Here is a 15,268-nt window from a genome sequence, read left to right as displayed (position 1 = left end):
TCTTTGTGGCCTGTGTCTTCACAGGCCACGGTAGGCGGTTTCTAAAAATCTGTAAAGTTTGGTTCTTATTTCGTTCGGCGGCGTGAATGGTCGTGCAATCCAACTTGCTTGCACAACCATTCACGCCGCCGTTTTGACAACTGACCGCACAGCCGTTGGCCAGCACACCGCCGCACACTAAGTTTGTATCAATAAATCACCACAAAGACACAAACTTTTCATTATCAATTTATTAAATCATCAAAAAAAATGCTGAACACATCTCTTTTCTCCGCAATCAAATGGCAAGTACTTGCCCTCATGCTTTTAGTAACCTCACCGCTTGCCGCCAAAACAAACGCCGAATTAGCCGCACAAGGCGTAAATACGAACACTTCATTTGCGGCCAATGTGCGCGTTAATGCCAACGGCCAATTGGCTGTTATTCTTCAAAAAGAAGACAAAGAACCCGTGCGCATTGCGATTCTGACCGAAAAAGGACAATATCTTTTTGAGGAAAAGGAAAGCAAACACACCAACATCCTCAAACGCTACGACCTCAACCAACTGCCCGCAGGCCGCTATATGGTCAAATTGACACGCGGAAACGAGCTGTTCACCAGAGAAATTACTATCAAATAATAACCTACTAATCAAGGTATTGCTTCAAAAATATTATTTCACAAAAATCATCTTATCAAAATGAAAATCTCCGCTTTAATTTTAGCCGCAACATTAATTTTGGCCAGCCCAAGCATTAGTAAAGCCGAAGGCAACGCCGTCGTAAGTACCGAAAATGCCGTTTCTACCAACACTTCTTTTACGGTGGGAATGTATCCATCTCTCAAAAATGAGTTGGTGGTAATGATGAAAAAAGCGGACAACAGCACCGTTAAATTTCGGATAGAAGACACTACGGGTCAAGCGGTTATATCGGCAAATATATCGGATTTGGGGTCGAGCATTAAGCATTATTCGCTGGACAAACTCGAAAAAGGAACGTACAAAGTTGTGCTAAGCCGCCGAGACGAAGTATTTTCGCGCCAACTCGTAATTCAATAATTTTGCCCCGCAAGCCCGAAAACCCCATTGATTATTCCATGATACAACGCATCTCTTTATTCTTTGCTCGGATTAACTGGTGGCGGCTTGCCAGCCCCGCAGGTTTGGGAATTTTGTTGAACGTGGTAATGAATCTGATTTTCGGGCTTTTGTATCCGTATAGCCCCGCCAATGTGGAAGACAAGAACAATACTTTGGCGGCTTATTTCTGGGTAATTTTACTGACTTTTTTGGTAATGGTAGGCTTGCGCACCATCAACGACCATCTGGACAAACGCATGGCTTGGAACGCCAATCCCGTGCGGCGGCTCATCGTACAGCAACTAATGGATATTTCATATATTTTGTTCTGCGTGTCGGTGGTGCGTAATCTTTTCAACTGGTATTGTGTAGGGCAAACCTTCATTAGCCTACGCGACGAAATCGTCGTGGCGGCGGTCTCCGTTACACTTACCATGATAGTAGTCGGGATTGATATGGGCGTGTTTTTGCTCAAACGCTGGCGCGATTCGGTTTCGGAATTGGAGCGTTTCAAGAAAGAAAACATTGAATTTCAGTTTGAAATGCTTAAAAATCAAGTGAATCCGCATTTCTTGTTTAATAGCCTCAATACGCTTTCGTCCTTGATTTTTGCCGACCAAGAAACCGCCGCGCAGTTCGTGCGCCAACTGGCCAAAGTGTATCGGTACGTGCTGGAAAACCGCGACAAAGAGCTTATCACGATGGCCGAAGAAATGATGTTTTTGGCTTCGTATCGTTATTTGGTGGAAATGCGCTTTGCGCCCAATCTGCATTTTGACGTGGACATTCCCGACAGCTACAAAAACGCTCAAATTATGCCCATGACCCTGCAAATGCTCATCGAAAATGCCATTAAACACAATATTTTATCTCAAAAGAAACCACTTACCATTCATTTGCGCGTAACCGAAGACCATTTCTTGGAAGTAATCAATAATTTGCAGCCCAAAAGTACCAAAGAATATTCGTCGGGTTTGGGGCTAAAAAATATTACCAACCGTTACGCCTACCTGACCGACCGACCCGTTTGCGTGAGCCAGAGCCGCGAAGAATTTCGGGTACTTGTGCCGTTAATTTGCTACTAATCAATTAAAAATCAAAACTTTACACCAATGAAAGTGCTTATCATCGAAGACGAAACATTTGCACAACTCGAACTCAAAAGGCTGCTACTTTTGTGCCGCCCCGACATCGAGGTAGTGGACTGCATCGACAGCGTGGAAGAGGCCACCGAACAAATTCCGAAAGCAAACATCGACCTGATTTTCATGGATATTCAGCTTTCCGATGGCCTGAGTTTTGAGATTTTTAGCAAAATAAATCCTTCAGCCCCTGTCATTTTCACGACCGCCTACGACGAATACGCCATCAAAGCATTTAAAGTAAATAGCATCGATTATTTGCTAAAACCCATTGAAAAAGAAGCACTTAATGCCGCTTTGCTCAAATACGAACAGCTTGGCGAACATTACCGCAGCACGGCGCAAACGCCAGCTGCTACGCCTCAACCCACTTTGCAATTGCATCAAATAGAGCAGCTGCTCAACCTGAATCAGCAGCAATACAAAACGCGGTTTATGGTGAGTTTGGGCGAAAAAATCCGACACGTAAACGCCGAGCAAATCGCCTATTTCTTTGCCGATGGCGACATGGTTTGTTTGGTGACCACCGACAAACGAAAATATGCCATCGCCTACACACTCGACCAACTGGAATGCCAACTCAATCCGCAGGACTTTTTTAGAATAAACAGAACTTACATTACTAATATTCAGGCTATTGGCGAGATTACGAAGCATTTTAACAGTCGCCTGAAAATCGCACTGGCACCCACACCCACCGAAGAAATTTTGGTGAGTCGGGCACGCGTGCAACAGTTTATGCAATGGTTGGGTAGATAATTTTGATAAATAATGAAAAATAATATTTGGCAAAATACGGGGCTAATCTGGCTGTTGGTTTTTGGGCTTTTTTCCTGCAATAACGTCACGCTTGTAGTGCGCAATTTGCCCGAAAACACCCCCGCCGAAGGCAATATTTTTGTGGCAGGAAATTTTAACCACTGGAATCCGAGCGACAAAACATTTATACTCGAAAAGCAAGCCAACGGCTTTTATACCATCACCTTGCCGCGCGGCCTTGGTTTTGTGGATTATAAATTGACGCGCGGCGACTGGAAAACCGTAGAGCAAGACGCTTGCGGCCAAGACATTGATAATAGAAGTTTGGAATATGGGGCGCAAGATTCGGTGTTTGTGGATGTGGAAAGTTGGGCGGATGTGGGGCCTACGCATTGCCCGCATGTAACGGTTATTATCGACCAATTGCCAGCCACTACGCCACCCAACGCGCCGATTTATATGGCCAGTAATTTCAATGATTGGGGTGATGCTGACAAGGAATACCAACTTGTACAGAATAAAAAAGGGCAGTATTATATCCGCATACCGCGTTCTGGGCAAGAACTTTCGTTTAAGTTTACGCGAGGCTCTTGGGATACAGAAGAAGTAAATCAGTTGGGGGAAACAATCGAAAACCGAAACTTTATGTTTGGAAAAACCGATACGCTTCGCGTGCACATAGACAATTGGAAAGACCTCAAGCCTTGCACCAATCCAACCATTACGATAATAGCCAAAATACCCGCCAACACACCGCGCAACGAAGATATTTATATGGCTTGCGACCAAAACGGCTGGAATTTGCAAGACCCACGATACAAATTTGTGCGACAAGACGCTACGCATTGTTCGCTCACATTGGCCAATCCGCTTGAAAATAATTTTGAGTACAAAATCACGCGCGGTTCGTGGGACAAACAAGAAGCCACGCTACGCGGCGAACAGTCTGAAAATAGAAAATTAGCCTGTGGCTGGATGGACACACTCAACATCGAAGTACTCAAGTGGTACGACATGGCCAACGCCTCACACGAATAAGCAGCATTTATTTTTTTAGCAATACATAAAAGCAAAAAGGACAAACCCATCGCTGAGTTTGTCCTTTTTTATGGTTAAGCAAATATTGGTTATTCTACTACTACTTTTTCGATGGCATAGCCTTCTTCTGTAGCCACTTTTACCAAATAAATGCCTGCTGTGCGTTGCAAACGAACCGTATGATTTAGTTCTTTTTCTGCTTCAATTTGCTGGTTATAAACTTCTTGTCCCAACAAATTTGTTACCGAAACAGTGGCTTTGGTTTGTTTGTCCAAAGTCAAATTAAGTTTGAATTCTCCCACCGAAGGGTTTGGATACACTTGTAGTTTTTGCGTTAGCAGCTTAGATTTTACGCCCACAAGTTGCACTCTTACGGCATAGTCTTCCACTTGGCCAGAAGTTCTGTTTTGGCAAGCACTATTGATACCGCCAGTGGTTGCAGCTACTTCCGAAGCTACGCGCATACGCAAATATTGGCCCGTAACGGCAGTGGTTGGTACCGTTATATTACCCGCATGGTTAGTCAATTTATTGATAGAGTTAAATACATTTTCGTTGGTTTCGTAAGAACCATTGTTGTTATAGTCTATCCACACGCGTACACTTTCGTTTTGGCTTGTTCCTGTCTTGATGGTAATAGGCGTAGCCATACTCATGGTCAGGTCGGTATGCGCCGAACAAGCATAATTTTGGTATTGGTCGGTGCTGCCAACACTGGTTTTATTGATATTACCAAATTGTACGCTAAAAATACCAGTACTAGCATTAGGAGCTGTAGAGTTCGGAGTACAAGAAATAGCCGTAAGCGTAATGCTTGGATATACCGTAACCGTTTGGATAGCAGAAGATACGCCAAAAGCATTAGTTACAGTAAGCGAAACAGTATAAGTACCAACAGCCGCATAGGTGTAAGTTGGGTTTTGGAGCGTAGAAGTGCTGCCGTCACCAAAATCCCAAGTCCATGAAGTTGGAATATTTTTAGAGGTGTCCGCAAAAGCAATAGTTTCCGACAAGCAAATACCAGCATTAGACACTGTAAAGCCTGCTTGCACTGCTTGCGTATTTGAAACTACTGTAACGGCATAATCTTCTACTTGTCCATTCATCGGCGAGGCACAAGGCAAGCCTGTCCATGCCACAGAAGAAGCGTCCGAAGCTACACGCATCCGTAAAGCCTGACCCGTCACAGCCGTACCAGATGGCGTAATAGTTTGTGTTTGCGTACCAATTACATTGTTTTTGGTCATTACAAGTTCCGTTGTATTGTCAAATACACCGTCGTAATTATAATCAATCCAAGCACGAATATTTTGTTGTACGGTTGTGGACACTCTCACAGACAAAGTATAAGCCGTACCTGCCGTGAGCGTAGCCGCTTGCGTACAAGTATAATCTTTATAAGAATCTATGCTGCCATTAGTTGTATTATTTATTGTACTTAATTGTACATTAAAAATACCAATGGTATTCCCTTGTGGTTGAGCCGTAGTAGGCTTACAAGGGGCTGCCAACATAGTCGAAGTAGCAGTAGTCGCAACCGTTACAGATTGTGTAATGGAATCAACACCAGCCGCATTGGTTACTTTTAATTTTACAGGGTAAGTGCCCGCACTGGCAAACGTATGTGAAGGATTGGCCATCGTAGAAGTTGTACCATCGCCAAAATTCCAAGTCCAAGTACTTGGCTGATTGCTAGACACATCCGAGAACTGATACACTCGGCTACACGTAGAAACCGCCGCACTCGTAAATGCCGCGTCTGGTAACTGGCCGTTGGGCTGTACATAAACACTGTAATCTTCCACTTGGCTAAAGTTTGAATTTTGGCAAGCCGTCGAGATCGTTTGGGTATAATAATCCGAGAACACACGCATACGTAACGCTGTTAGACCTACGGCAGTGTTAGGGATAGTGATTGTACCAATTTTTGGATTAACAGGTGTATTATTGTCTGTATAAGTAAAGGCTAATTCAGACGTGGCAAAAGTGCCATCATTGTTATAATCAATAAAAACTTTTACTTGCTCGCCATAGGTTGAACCCGTTGTAACACTAATGTTGTAAGTATTACCTGCTGTTACTTGGGCTCTTTCATCACAAGCAAAATCTTGATAACCTTCCAAAGCAGCTCCAAAAGAGGTCTTATTAATTCCTGCCAAAGTGACGTTATAAATACCCATCTCATAATTTTGGGGTGAGAACGAGGCAGGCTTGCAACTTGCCAACAAAAGTCCTTGTGAGGCGGCTACACTAACCACTTGTGTAAAAGTATCAGAACCATACGCATTAGATGCTGTCAAGCTAACCGTATAGTCTGTTTGCACTGTATTAGAATACGTATGGGTTGGATTTTTAACTGTAGAGGTAGTGCCATCACCAAAATCCCAAAGCCAAGAAGTTGGCACATTAGTTGACATATCAGTGAATTCCAATGTATTGCAAGTTGTAATACTTGTAATATAATAATCAGAGACAGGAGGCATCGTATTGGGCAGAATAATAACCCCATAATCTTCTGTTTGACCAAAGAATTGGCCACTCGGTCCGCCACTACCACTCGCACAAGCACTTGGGCTTTGGTAGTTAGACACCACACGCATACGAAGATTTTGGTTAAATACCACATTACTCGGAATCGTTACAAGTTCTGTTACAGGATTATTATACATTACGCCAGAGGCTGCCATTACTTGTTCGCTGCTGGCAAAAGTACCATCATTGTTATAGTCAATCCAAGCACTTACGTATTCCTGTATGCTTGTTGAATTGCTGCGTACTTGCAATGGATATATATTACCCGAATATACTTGTGTAGCATTCGTACAAGTAAAATCCCCATAACCTTCCGTGCTATTTCCTGTTGCATTATCTATTGTGTTGAATGTTACTTGTCTGATTCCCAATCCACTAAATTGCAAAGCCACAGGTGCAGTACAGTTTGAAGCTATGGGCGCAGTTACATAGATCACAGCTCCAACTTTCTGCAACGTATCTGTACCATAAGGACTTTTTACAATTAGTTGTACGTCGTATGTGCCAGATGTCGTGTAGGTGTGCGTAATGTTGGCAAGTGAATTGGTAGCCAAAGTACTGCCATCGCCAAAACTCCAGAATGAAGAATCCACAGGGTTTTGAGAGATATTAGAAAACGTAAATGTAGCATTACAAGGCTGGCTGCTTACCGTAAAGTTTGCCACAGGCGGAAAAGCATTCGGCAACACGATCACGGTATAATCTTCGGCTTGGCCTTTGCTTGGATTGGTACATGCACCATCGGCAAAAGTAGCCCCTGCATAATCTGACCACACACGCATACGCAACGCCTTATTTTTTACAGCACTTGCCGCAATCAAAATATTACCCGTAACATTACCCGTAGAAGATAAACTTTGATATACTAATTCATCACTCGTAAAAATGCCGTCGTCATTATAATCAATAAAAATGCGAGTGTCTTGCGCGTCGTTTTGGCTGGTGGTTACGCTCACAGGATAACTCATACCTTCATATACATACGTGCGACGTGCACAAGTAAAATTTTCGTAACCTGCCGTACCTGCCGCCGAAGCTTGCGTGATCGTATTAAACGTAAAATTCGTAATACCATAACCGCAACAAGCACTCAACGTAATGGGGTTGCAAGAAGCTAAACGCGGTACTGTATCATTAAATACAATATAATTTTCTTTTATTACTGAATCTATTCCATTTGCACTACTTACCACCAATTTTACGGTATAGTTGCCCGCTTGGTTATAAACGTGCAAAGGGCTTTGGTCAGTAGAATTACTGTTATCTCCAAAATTCCAGAACCAAGATGTCGGGCTGTTTTGCGACTGGTCAAGAAACTGAACCACGCCGTCGCAAGTATTAGGAGTGCCTTGTACTCCAAACGCCGCCAACGGAGGTTGTGCGTTTTCGGTTGCGATAATATAATAATCTTCCACCTGCGAATACACTGGCGAAGAACAAGGGGTCGGAATCGTTGCTGTAATCAAATCCGACGACACACGCATACGCAAGGGCGTGGCTGCTACTGCCGTAGTAGGCACTGTTACCGTACCACTATGCGTACTTTTATTATTAGAAGAAAGAACTAATTCGGCGGTTGGGTCGAATGTTCCGTTGTTATCATAATCTATCCACACACGCAAATTCTCGGCACTACCCGTCGTAACCGAAAGCGTGTAAGGCGAACTTTTAAGCAAAGACGTACCCACCGTACAAGCAAAGTTGCCGTAACCTTGCGAAGCTCCACCCGTTGTATTGCTCAAGGTGTTGAGGGTTACTGTGAAAATCCCAGTTCCAGGAATACTCGTATTAGTAGCGGCACTTGGCGTACAACTCGCCGAAACAGGACATTGTGCCTGCGCCTGCTGCCATGTGCCCAAGCCAAGCAAAAGCATAACGCTTTGCCATAGCCAAGATTTTTTGTAAAGGTTTGTTAGCATAAACTTAAAAAATTGGAAAAGATTAGTAATTCATGAAAAGAAAATGAAGCGGCATGATGATTGCATTTTTTATGCAATTAACAAGATAAAATTAAAGAATTTAGGTTTAACTTTAGAATAAATTTATTGACTGAAAATATGGCTAAACAACGAGAATTATTTAGCCATATTTTAAATTAACTTTATAAATATTCGCCTAATTCCATCCAACGCAAAACTTTCTCATCGAGCTGTTCATTTAGCTGCTCTAACTCCTTGGCCCACGTTTCAATTTTTTGGTGGTCTGTTTCGCCTGAAGCCAAATTTTGTTCCAAAACAACTTTCTTGGTTTCGATGCTAGCGATTTCGGTTTCGAGCGTAGTATATTCTTTTTGTTCCTTAAACGAAAGTTTTCGCTTAGACGCTGCCTCTACTTTGTTATCAACCACAGGAACAACAGGTTCTGGTGTTGTATTTTTTGTAGATTTCTCCTCGGCTTTGCGTTGCTTGTTCAACTCGTCTTGCTCGTCGCGGTAGTCCGAATAGTTGCCATAAAAATCGCGGACTTGGCCAGCCCCCTCAAACACAAACAAATGCTCTACGAGTTTGTCCATAAAATAACGGTCGTGGGACACGAGCATCAAAGTACCCTGATATTGCTCCAAAAACTCCTCCAACACGTTGAGCGTATCAATGTCCAAATCGTTGGTCGGTTCGTCCAAAATCAAGAAATTAGGGCTGTCCACCAACACTTTAAGCAACTGCAAACGCCTGCGTTCGCCACCACTCAACTTGCTAATAAAACTGTATTGCATGGCCGATGGGAACAAGAATTGCTCCAAAAACTTCGACACCGAAAGCGTTTCGCCGTTGCCCAGCGTGATGTATTCGGCAATGGCTTTCACCTCGTCAATGACGCGGTTTGCGGGATTTAAGTTGTTGGTTTCCTGCGTGTAATAGCCGATTTTGGTGGTTTCGCCGCGTTCTATCGTGCCGCTATCGGGCTGCAAAACGCCTGTAAGCAAATTCAATAACGTGGTTTTGCCCATCCCGTTTTTGCCGACCACGCCGATGCGGTCTTGTTTTTTGAACACATACGAAAAATCTTCAATCAGATTTTTACCGCCCAAATTTTTAGTAATATGCTCTATTTCAATAATTTTACTGCCTTGTCGGGCGGCCTTGATATTGATTTGTAGCTCGTCTTTCGTAAAATTCTGCGAGGCTTTTTCTTTCAGGTCATAAAACGCCTCAATGCGATATTTGGCTTTTGTACCACGCGCTTTAGGTTGGCGGCGCATCCATTCCAACTCTTTGGTCATCAGGTTGCGAGCTTTCTCTACACTGGCTTGCGCCATGGCTTCGCGTTCGGCTTTTTTCTCCAAAAAATAAGCGTATTTGCCTTTGTATCTATAAATTTTACCTCTGTCCAATTCCACGATTTCGTTGGCCACATTGTCCAAGAAATAACGGTCGTGGGTAATCATGAGCAAAGTTGTATTTTGGGAAGTTAGGTAATTTTCCAGCCACTCAATCGTATTCAAATCCAAGTGGTTGGTTGGCTCGTCGAGCAGCACCAAATCAGGGTCAGAAAGTAGCATTTTGGCCAAAGCGATACGCTTGCGTTGCCCGCCCGAAAGCGAACCCGCCAACTGTTCCAGATTCGTAATGCCCAAATGCGTAAGTATCTGTTGCACACGGTCTTCAAAGTCCCAAGCCTGCAACTCGTCGAGGCGTTCAAGAATTTCCTGCATTTTTTCGGCTGGCAAATCTATGGCGTGTTGGGCGGCTTCGTATTCTTTAATCGCCTGAATAACAGGTGTGTTCAGCGCAAAAATATTATCCAAAACGGTTTGGTCGTCGTTGAGCGAAGGCTCTTGCGGCAAATAAATAACGCGTATGCCTTTGCGAATACTCACCTGTCCCGCGTCGGGTTCTATTTGTCCCGCCAACACTTTTAGCAGTGTGGATTTGCCTGCGCCGTTTGCGCCAACCAAAGCGATTTTGTCGCCTTGCGAAATGCCAAAATTCAGTTGGCTAAAAAGTTTACGTTCGTCAAAAGATTTGGCGATGCTTTCCGCCGAAATAAGATTTACAGACATAATTTTTTTAAGAAAAAAACAAGAAGCAACTACCTAAATAAATATTCTACATAAAGGCAGTGCAAGTGGGCGGCTAAGATATGGCTTTTTGAGAAAGCTACGTGTTAATTTCTGTTAAAAAGCTGAATAAAAGGGTAAAATCTTATTTGCAAAAATAGCTCACGGCGTTACTTTTGTGCGCCCGAAACCCGCGGGTTTTTTGCCTCACCGTTTTTTGCAATCTTTTTTATGCCCAAAGACAACAGCATTAAGTCCGTACTTATCATCGGCAGTGGCCCCATCGTAATAGGACAAGCCTGCGAATTTGATTACTCTGGTTCGCAAGCGGCGCGCTCGCTCCGCGAAGAAGGAATTGAAGTGATTCTTATCAATTCCAATCCTGCTACCATCATGACCGACAGCGTTACTGCTGACCATGTCTATCTACTCCCGCTGGAGAAAAAATCCATTCGTACCATTTTGGAAAAGCACAAAATTGATGCAGTGTTGCCGACTATGGGCGGCCAAACTGCCTTGAATTTGGCTATCGAATGCGACAAAGCGGGGATTTGGAAAAAACATGGCGTTCGGATTATCGGCGTGGACATCAAAGCCATCGAAACGACCGAAGACCGCGAACTTTTCCGCAAGAAAATGATTGAACTCAACGTAGGTGTCTGCAAAGGTGCTACGGCTAAGTCCATGCTCGAAGGAAAAGAAATCGCACAAGCTATTGGTTTTCCGTTAGTTATCCGACCATCTTACACGCTTGGCGGTACGGGTGGCGGCTTTGTGGAAAAGCCCGAAGACTTCGAAAAAGCCTTAGGCAACGGCCTGCACGCCTCGCCTATCCACGAAGTACTCGTAGAACAAAGTATTTTGGGTTGGAAAGAATACGAACTCGAACTGCTCCGCGACAGCGCAGGCAATGTGATTATCATTTGTTCGATTGAGAATTTTGACCCAATGGGCATTCACACGGGCGACAGCATCACCGTAGCCCCAGCCATGACCCTCTCGGACACGGCCTATCAGCGTATGCGCGATTTGGCTATCAAGATGATGAATGGCATCGGTCAGTTTGCGGGTGGCTGCAATGTGCAGTTTTCCTTAAATCCTGACACAGAAGACATTATCGCCATCGAAATCAACCCACGCGTAAGCCGCTCGTCGGCACTGGCTTCCAAAGCTACGGGTTATCCGATTGCCAAAATCGCGGCCAAATTAGCCATTGGCTATAATCTGGACGAGTTGAAAAACGCCATTACCAAAACAACTTCCGCGTGTTTTGAACCTGCCTTAGACTATGTAATTGTTAAAATTCCGCGTTGGAATTTCGATAAATTCAAAGGCGCAGACCGCAGTTTGGGTTTGCAAATGAAGTCCGTAGGCGAAGTAATGGGCATTGGTCGCAACTTCCAAGAAGCCTTGCAAAAAGCCTGTCAGTCGTTGGAAATCAAACGCAACGGCTTAGGCGCAGACGGCAGAGAAGTAACCGACCAAGCAAAAATTTTGCACAGCCTCAAAAATCCGTCGTGGAACAGACTTTTCCATGTGTACGACGCTTTCAAATTGGGCATTCCGTTCAAAACCATTCAGCAACTTACCAAAATTGATAAGTGGTTTTTGAGCCAAATCGAAGAACTGATTTTATTAGAAAAAGAAATACAACGCCATACGCTGGCCTCTATTTCGGATGAATTACTTCTTAAAGCCAAGCAAAAAGGCTACGCCGACCGCCAAATCGCGCATTTGTTGCGCTGCTTGGAAAGCGAAGTACACGCCAAACGCCACGATTTGGGCATTAAGCGTGTCTATAAAATGGTGGATACGTGTTCGGCAGAATTTGAAGCCCAAACACCGTATTACTACTCTACTTTCGGGCAAGAAACCGAATCGGTAGTTACCGACCGCAAAAAAGTAGTGGTTTTGGGTAGCGGACCCAACCGCATAGGGCAAGGCATTGAGTTTGATTACTCGTGCGTGCATGGCGTATTGGCTTCCAAAGAAGCTGGTTACGAGACGATTATGATTAACTGTAATCCCGAAACTGTTTCTACGGATTTTGACATCGCCGACAAACTGTACTTTGAGCCTGTTTTCTGGGAGCATATCTACGACATTATTCTCCACGAAAAACCCGAAGGTGTAATCGTGCAATTGGGCGGACAAACTGCCCTGAAATTGGCCGAGAAGTTGGAGCGTTATGGCATCAAAATTTTGGGTACAAGTTTCGAGGCTTTGGATTTGGCCGAAGACAGAGGACGTTTTTCTAATCTTTTGAAAGAACAAAACATTCCTTATCCGAAATTTGGCGTAATCGAAAATGCCGAACAAGCCATCGAATTGGCGCGCGAATTGGGCTTCCCGTTGTTGGTGCGTCCGAGTTATGTGCTTGGTGGCCAAAGCATGAAAATTGTAATCAACGAAGAGGAGTTGGAACAGCACGTAGTCAATATTTTGCGCGAAATGCCCGACAACCAAATTTTGCTCGACCACTTCTTGGAAAACGCCATCGAAGCCGAAGCCGACGCGATTTGCGACGGTGAAAACGTGTATATCATCGGCATTATGGAACACATAGAGCCTGCGGGTATCCATTCGGGCGACTCAAACGCCGTGTTACCGCCTTTCGATTTGAGCGAAAACGTGATTGACCAAATCAAACGCCATACGAAGGCCATCGCCGTTGCCTTGCGCACGGTGGGCTTGCTCAATATTCAGTTTGCCATCAAAGACGAAATCGTGTATATCATCGAGGCCAACCCACGCGCGAGCCGTACCGTTCCGTTTATCTGCAAAGCCTACGGCGAACCGTATGTAAATTACGCTACGAAGGTGATGTTGGGTGAAAAGAAAGTGACGGATTTCAACTTTGCGCCAAAACTTGACGGCTTTGCGATTAAAGTACCTGTGTTTTCGTTTAGCAAATTCCCGAACGTAAACAAAGAACTTGGCCCCGAAATGAAGTCCACAGGCGAGGCACTGTATTTTATTGAAGACCTTCAAGACGATTTCTTCGTGAAAGTATATGGCGAACGAAATTTGTATTTGAGTAAATAAAAATTGCTGGATTTCTTCCCAAAACAAAAGCCGCTCTAAATGCTTGGAGCGGCTTTTTCTATTAATTAAAAAATAAGATTCTAACATTAAATAAATACTCTCATCTGCAATTTTTGGACGCAACAGTTTAGAACTGAATCAAAATTTGATTTTTCTCTACTTTGTCGCCTTTCTGTACTTTGATGCTTTTTACAGTGCCTTCGCCTGCGGCTTTGATGATGTTTTCCATTTTCATGGCTTCCAAAATCATGAGGGCATCGCCTTTTTGTACGGTTTGGCCTTCGGTTACTTTCACGTCCAGAATCAGACCTGGCATTGGAGCTTTCAGGTCGTTTACTTTCGACGAGTTTGCACCGCTCAAGCCCATGCTTTCGAGCAACAAATCAAACTTATCTTTTACGTTGGCTTGGTACAAATGGCCGTTGATTTTTACGGTAAACGTTTTGGTTTCGTAGTCAGTACTTACCACTTCGGCACGAAACGAACGGCTGTTACGGATAATGTGCCAAGTATTTTCGTTGATTACGGAAATGTCTGCGCCATGCAACTCGCCATTGAGCGTGTTGCCTTCGATGGCAAATGTCTGTTGGTTAATAGCTACTTTTAGCATTGTCTTAGGCTTTGAACGATTGAAAATAAAAATACCAATATTTTTTGGTGGCATAAACTTACAGCAAAAATCGTTTTGGGGCTATGCTTGTCTCATAAAAACCTGATTTTTTTTTTGTTTCGGCTATTTATTCAAAGGTATTTTACTTTTTCTGAAATTTTTTAAAAGAAAAAATACGCTGATTGTCAGAGTTTTAAAGAATAATGAAAAATATTTTAAGTTTTTTTTCGGGTGGCTGGGTTACTTGGGGCAAATTCCTTTATTAAAGCCAAATCTCAAGATTAGAATTTAAAATCATTTCAAATATTTAAAAACAAAATTTCAATTATGAAAGCTACTAAAGTTGCTCTTTTCGTTCTTGCTCTTGGTTTCTTTGCTGCTTGTGGCGAAGCTAAAAAAACTGAAGCTCCAGCTGCTGACACTACTGCTGCTCCTGCTGTAGATACTACTGCTGCTCCTGCTGTAGATACTACTGCTGCTGACACTGCTGCTGCTCCAGCTGCTGACACTGCTGCTCACACTGAAGCACCAGCTCACCACTAAGAAAACCAGAGTTTAGGCCGAAATGCTTTAAGCTCTTTAAATCTTACTCAAAAGCCTTGTAACCAACGTTGCAAGGCTTTTGCTTATTAATAGACGGTGTACTGAACAATAGTATGCCAAATAAAGAGAAAATTTTCGTACTCAAATATTTGATTAAGAGCTAATTAAAAAATATTTATTGTTTTTTGAAAAAGTTTTTGAGTCGGTTGGGTTACTTGGGAGATATTCCTTTATTAAGCTCAAATATCAAAATAGAATCTAATCATTTATCAAATTTTAAAAAACAAAATTTCAATTATGAAAGCTACTAAAGTTGCTCTTTTCGTTCTTGCTCTTGGTTTCTTTGCTGCTTGTGGCGAAGCTAAAAAAACTGAAGCTCCAGCTGCTGACACTACTGCTGCTCCAGCTGTAGATACTACTGCTGCTCCAGCTGTAGATACTACTGCTGCTCCAGCTGCTGACACTGCTGCTGCTCCAGCTGCTGACACTGCTGCTCACACTGAAGCACCAGCTCACCACTAAGAAAACCAGAGTTTAGGC

General features: G+C 43.5%; 12 protein-coding genes. 9 read left to right on the top strand and 3 right to left on the bottom strand.

Going from position 1 to position 15,268, the window contains the following annotated elements; translation table 11 throughout:
- The first annotated feature begins 58 nt into the window (after positions 1–58).
- From BM090_RS18845 to BM090_RS12040, 6 genes are all read left to right on the top strand, one after another.
- The gene (locus BM090_RS18845) at positions 59–181 is read left to right on the top strand and encodes a hypothetical protein (RefSeq protein ID WP_262487666.1); all 123 of its coding nucleotides are present in this window, start codon (positions 59–61) and stop codon (positions 179–181) included.
- Between the two features lie 68 nt (positions 182–249).
- Positions 250–621: a T9SS type A sorting domain-containing protein gene (locus tag BM090_RS12060; protein ID WP_143083960.1), complete on the top strand. Its 372-nt coding sequence runs from the start codon at positions 250–252 to the stop codon at positions 619–621.
- Between the two features lie 60 nt (positions 622–681).
- Positions 682–1,041, top strand: coding sequence for a T9SS type A sorting domain-containing protein (locus BM090_RS12055; protein ID WP_091513153.1), 360 nt, complete (start codon positions 682–684; stop codon positions 1,039–1,041).
- 38 nt (positions 1,042–1,079) lie between these two features.
- Positions 1,080–2,147 carry a sensor histidine kinase gene (locus BM090_RS12050; protein WP_143083959.1) on the top strand — a complete coding sequence of 356 codons (1,068 nt, stop codon included), beginning with the start codon at positions 1,080–1,082 and terminating at the stop codon, positions 2,145–2,147.
- Positions 2,148–2,174: 27 nt separating this feature from the next.
- Entirely contained in the window at positions 2,175–2,963 is a 789-nt protein-coding gene (locus BM090_RS12045) for a LytR/AlgR family response regulator transcription factor (RefSeq protein ID WP_091513146.1), read from the top strand.
- A 12-nt stretch (positions 2,964–2,975) separates the two neighbouring features.
- Complete coding sequence (locus tag BM090_RS12040) at positions 2,976–4,001, top strand: early set domain-containing protein (protein WP_091513143.1); 1,026 nt, start codon at positions 2,976–2,978, stop codon at positions 3,999–4,001.
- A gap of 89 nt (positions 4,002–4,090) precedes the next feature.
- Here BM090_RS12040 and BM090_RS12035 read toward each other — a convergent pair whose 3' ends face one another.
- Complete coding sequence (locus BM090_RS12035; RefSeq protein WP_091513140.1) at positions 4,091–8,452, bottom strand: GEVED domain-containing protein; 4,362 nt, start codon at positions 8,450–8,452, stop codon at positions 4,091–4,093.
- A gap of 182 nt (positions 8,453–8,634) precedes the next feature.
- Positions 8,635–10,533 (bottom strand): ABC-F family ATP-binding cassette domain-containing protein, encoded by a 1,899-nt coding sequence (locus tag BM090_RS12030; protein WP_091513137.1) that lies wholly within the window; start codon positions 10,531–10,533, stop codon positions 8,635–8,637.
- A gap of 228 nt (positions 10,534–10,761) precedes the next feature.
- On the opposite strand from BM090_RS12030, the gene carB reads away from it, so the two are divergent.
- Positions 10,762–13,575, top strand: coding sequence for a carbamoyl-phosphate synthase large subunit (carB, locus tag BM090_RS12025; protein ID WP_091513134.1), 2,814 nt, complete (start codon positions 10,762–10,764; stop codon positions 13,573–13,575).
- Positions 13,576–13,702: 127 nt separating this feature from the next.
- Here carB and BM090_RS12020 read toward each other — a convergent pair whose 3' ends face one another.
- A complete protein-coding gene (locus BM090_RS12020) occupies positions 13,703–14,185 on the bottom strand; it encodes an acyl-CoA carboxylase biotin carboxyl carrier protein subunit (RefSeq protein WP_091513587.1) in 483 nt (160 codons plus the stop codon).
- Between the two features lie 327 nt (positions 14,186–14,512).
- Here BM090_RS12020 and BM090_RS12015 point away from each other — a divergent pair, with 327 nt between their 5' ends.
- Positions 14,513–14,728, top strand: coding sequence for a hypothetical protein (locus BM090_RS12015; protein ID WP_091513131.1), 216 nt, complete (start codon positions 14,513–14,515; stop codon positions 14,726–14,728).
- Between the two features lie 297 nt (positions 14,729–15,025).
- Positions 15,026–15,250: a hypothetical protein gene (locus tag BM090_RS12010; protein WP_091513129.1), complete on the top strand. Its 225-nt coding sequence runs from the start codon at positions 15,026–15,028 to the stop codon at positions 15,248–15,250.
- Positions 15,251–15,268: the final 18 nt, after the last annotated feature.

Source organism: Flexibacter flexilis DSM 6793, assembly GCF_900112255.1.
Classification (GTDB): domain Bacteria; phylum Bacteroidota; class Bacteroidia; order Cytophagales; family Flexibacteraceae; genus Flexibacter; species Flexibacter flexilis.
This window is presented reverse-complemented; position numbering and strand designations above follow the sequence as displayed.

Bases quoted from the DNA above. Each gene is read 5' to 3' on its own strand.
- BM090_RS12055 (WP_091513153.1), top strand. From the start codon at position 682: ATGAAAATCTCCGCTTTAATTTTAGCCGCAACATTAATTTTGGCCAGC.
- BM090_RS12010 (WP_091513129.1), top strand. From the start codon at position 15,026: ATGAAAGCTACTAAAGTTGCTCTTTTCGTTCTTGCTCTTGGTTTCTTT.
- BM090_RS12060 (WP_143083960.1), top strand. From the start codon at position 250: ATGCTGAACACATCTCTTTTCTCCGCAATCAAATGGCAAGTACTTGCC.
- BM090_RS12020 (WP_091513587.1), bottom strand. From the start codon at position 14,185: ATGCTAAAAGTAGCTATTAACCAACAGACATTTGCCATCGAAGGCAAC.
- BM090_RS12040 (WP_091513143.1), top strand. From the start codon at position 2,976: ATGAAAAATAATATTTGGCAAAATACGGGGCTAATCTGGCTGTTGGTT.
- BM090_RS12050 (WP_143083959.1), top strand. From the start codon at position 1,080: ATGATACAACGCATCTCTTTATTCTTTGCTCGGATTAACTGGTGGCGG.
- BM090_RS12035 (WP_091513140.1), bottom strand. From the start codon at position 8,452: ATGCTAACAAACCTTTACAAAAAATCTTGGCTATGGCAAAGCGTTATG.
- BM090_RS12045 (WP_091513146.1), top strand. From the start codon at position 2,175: ATGAAAGTGCTTATCATCGAAGACGAAACATTTGCACAACTCGAACTC.
- carB (WP_091513134.1), top strand. From the start codon at position 10,762: ATGCCCAAAGACAACAGCATTAAGTCCGTACTTATCATCGGCAGTGGC.
- BM090_RS12030 (WP_091513137.1), bottom strand. From the start codon at position 10,533: ATGTCTGTAAATCTTATTTCGGCGGAAAGCATCGCCAAATCTTTTGAC.
- BM090_RS12015 (WP_091513131.1), top strand. From the start codon at position 14,513: ATGAAAGCTACTAAAGTTGCTCTTTTCGTTCTTGCTCTTGGTTTCTTT.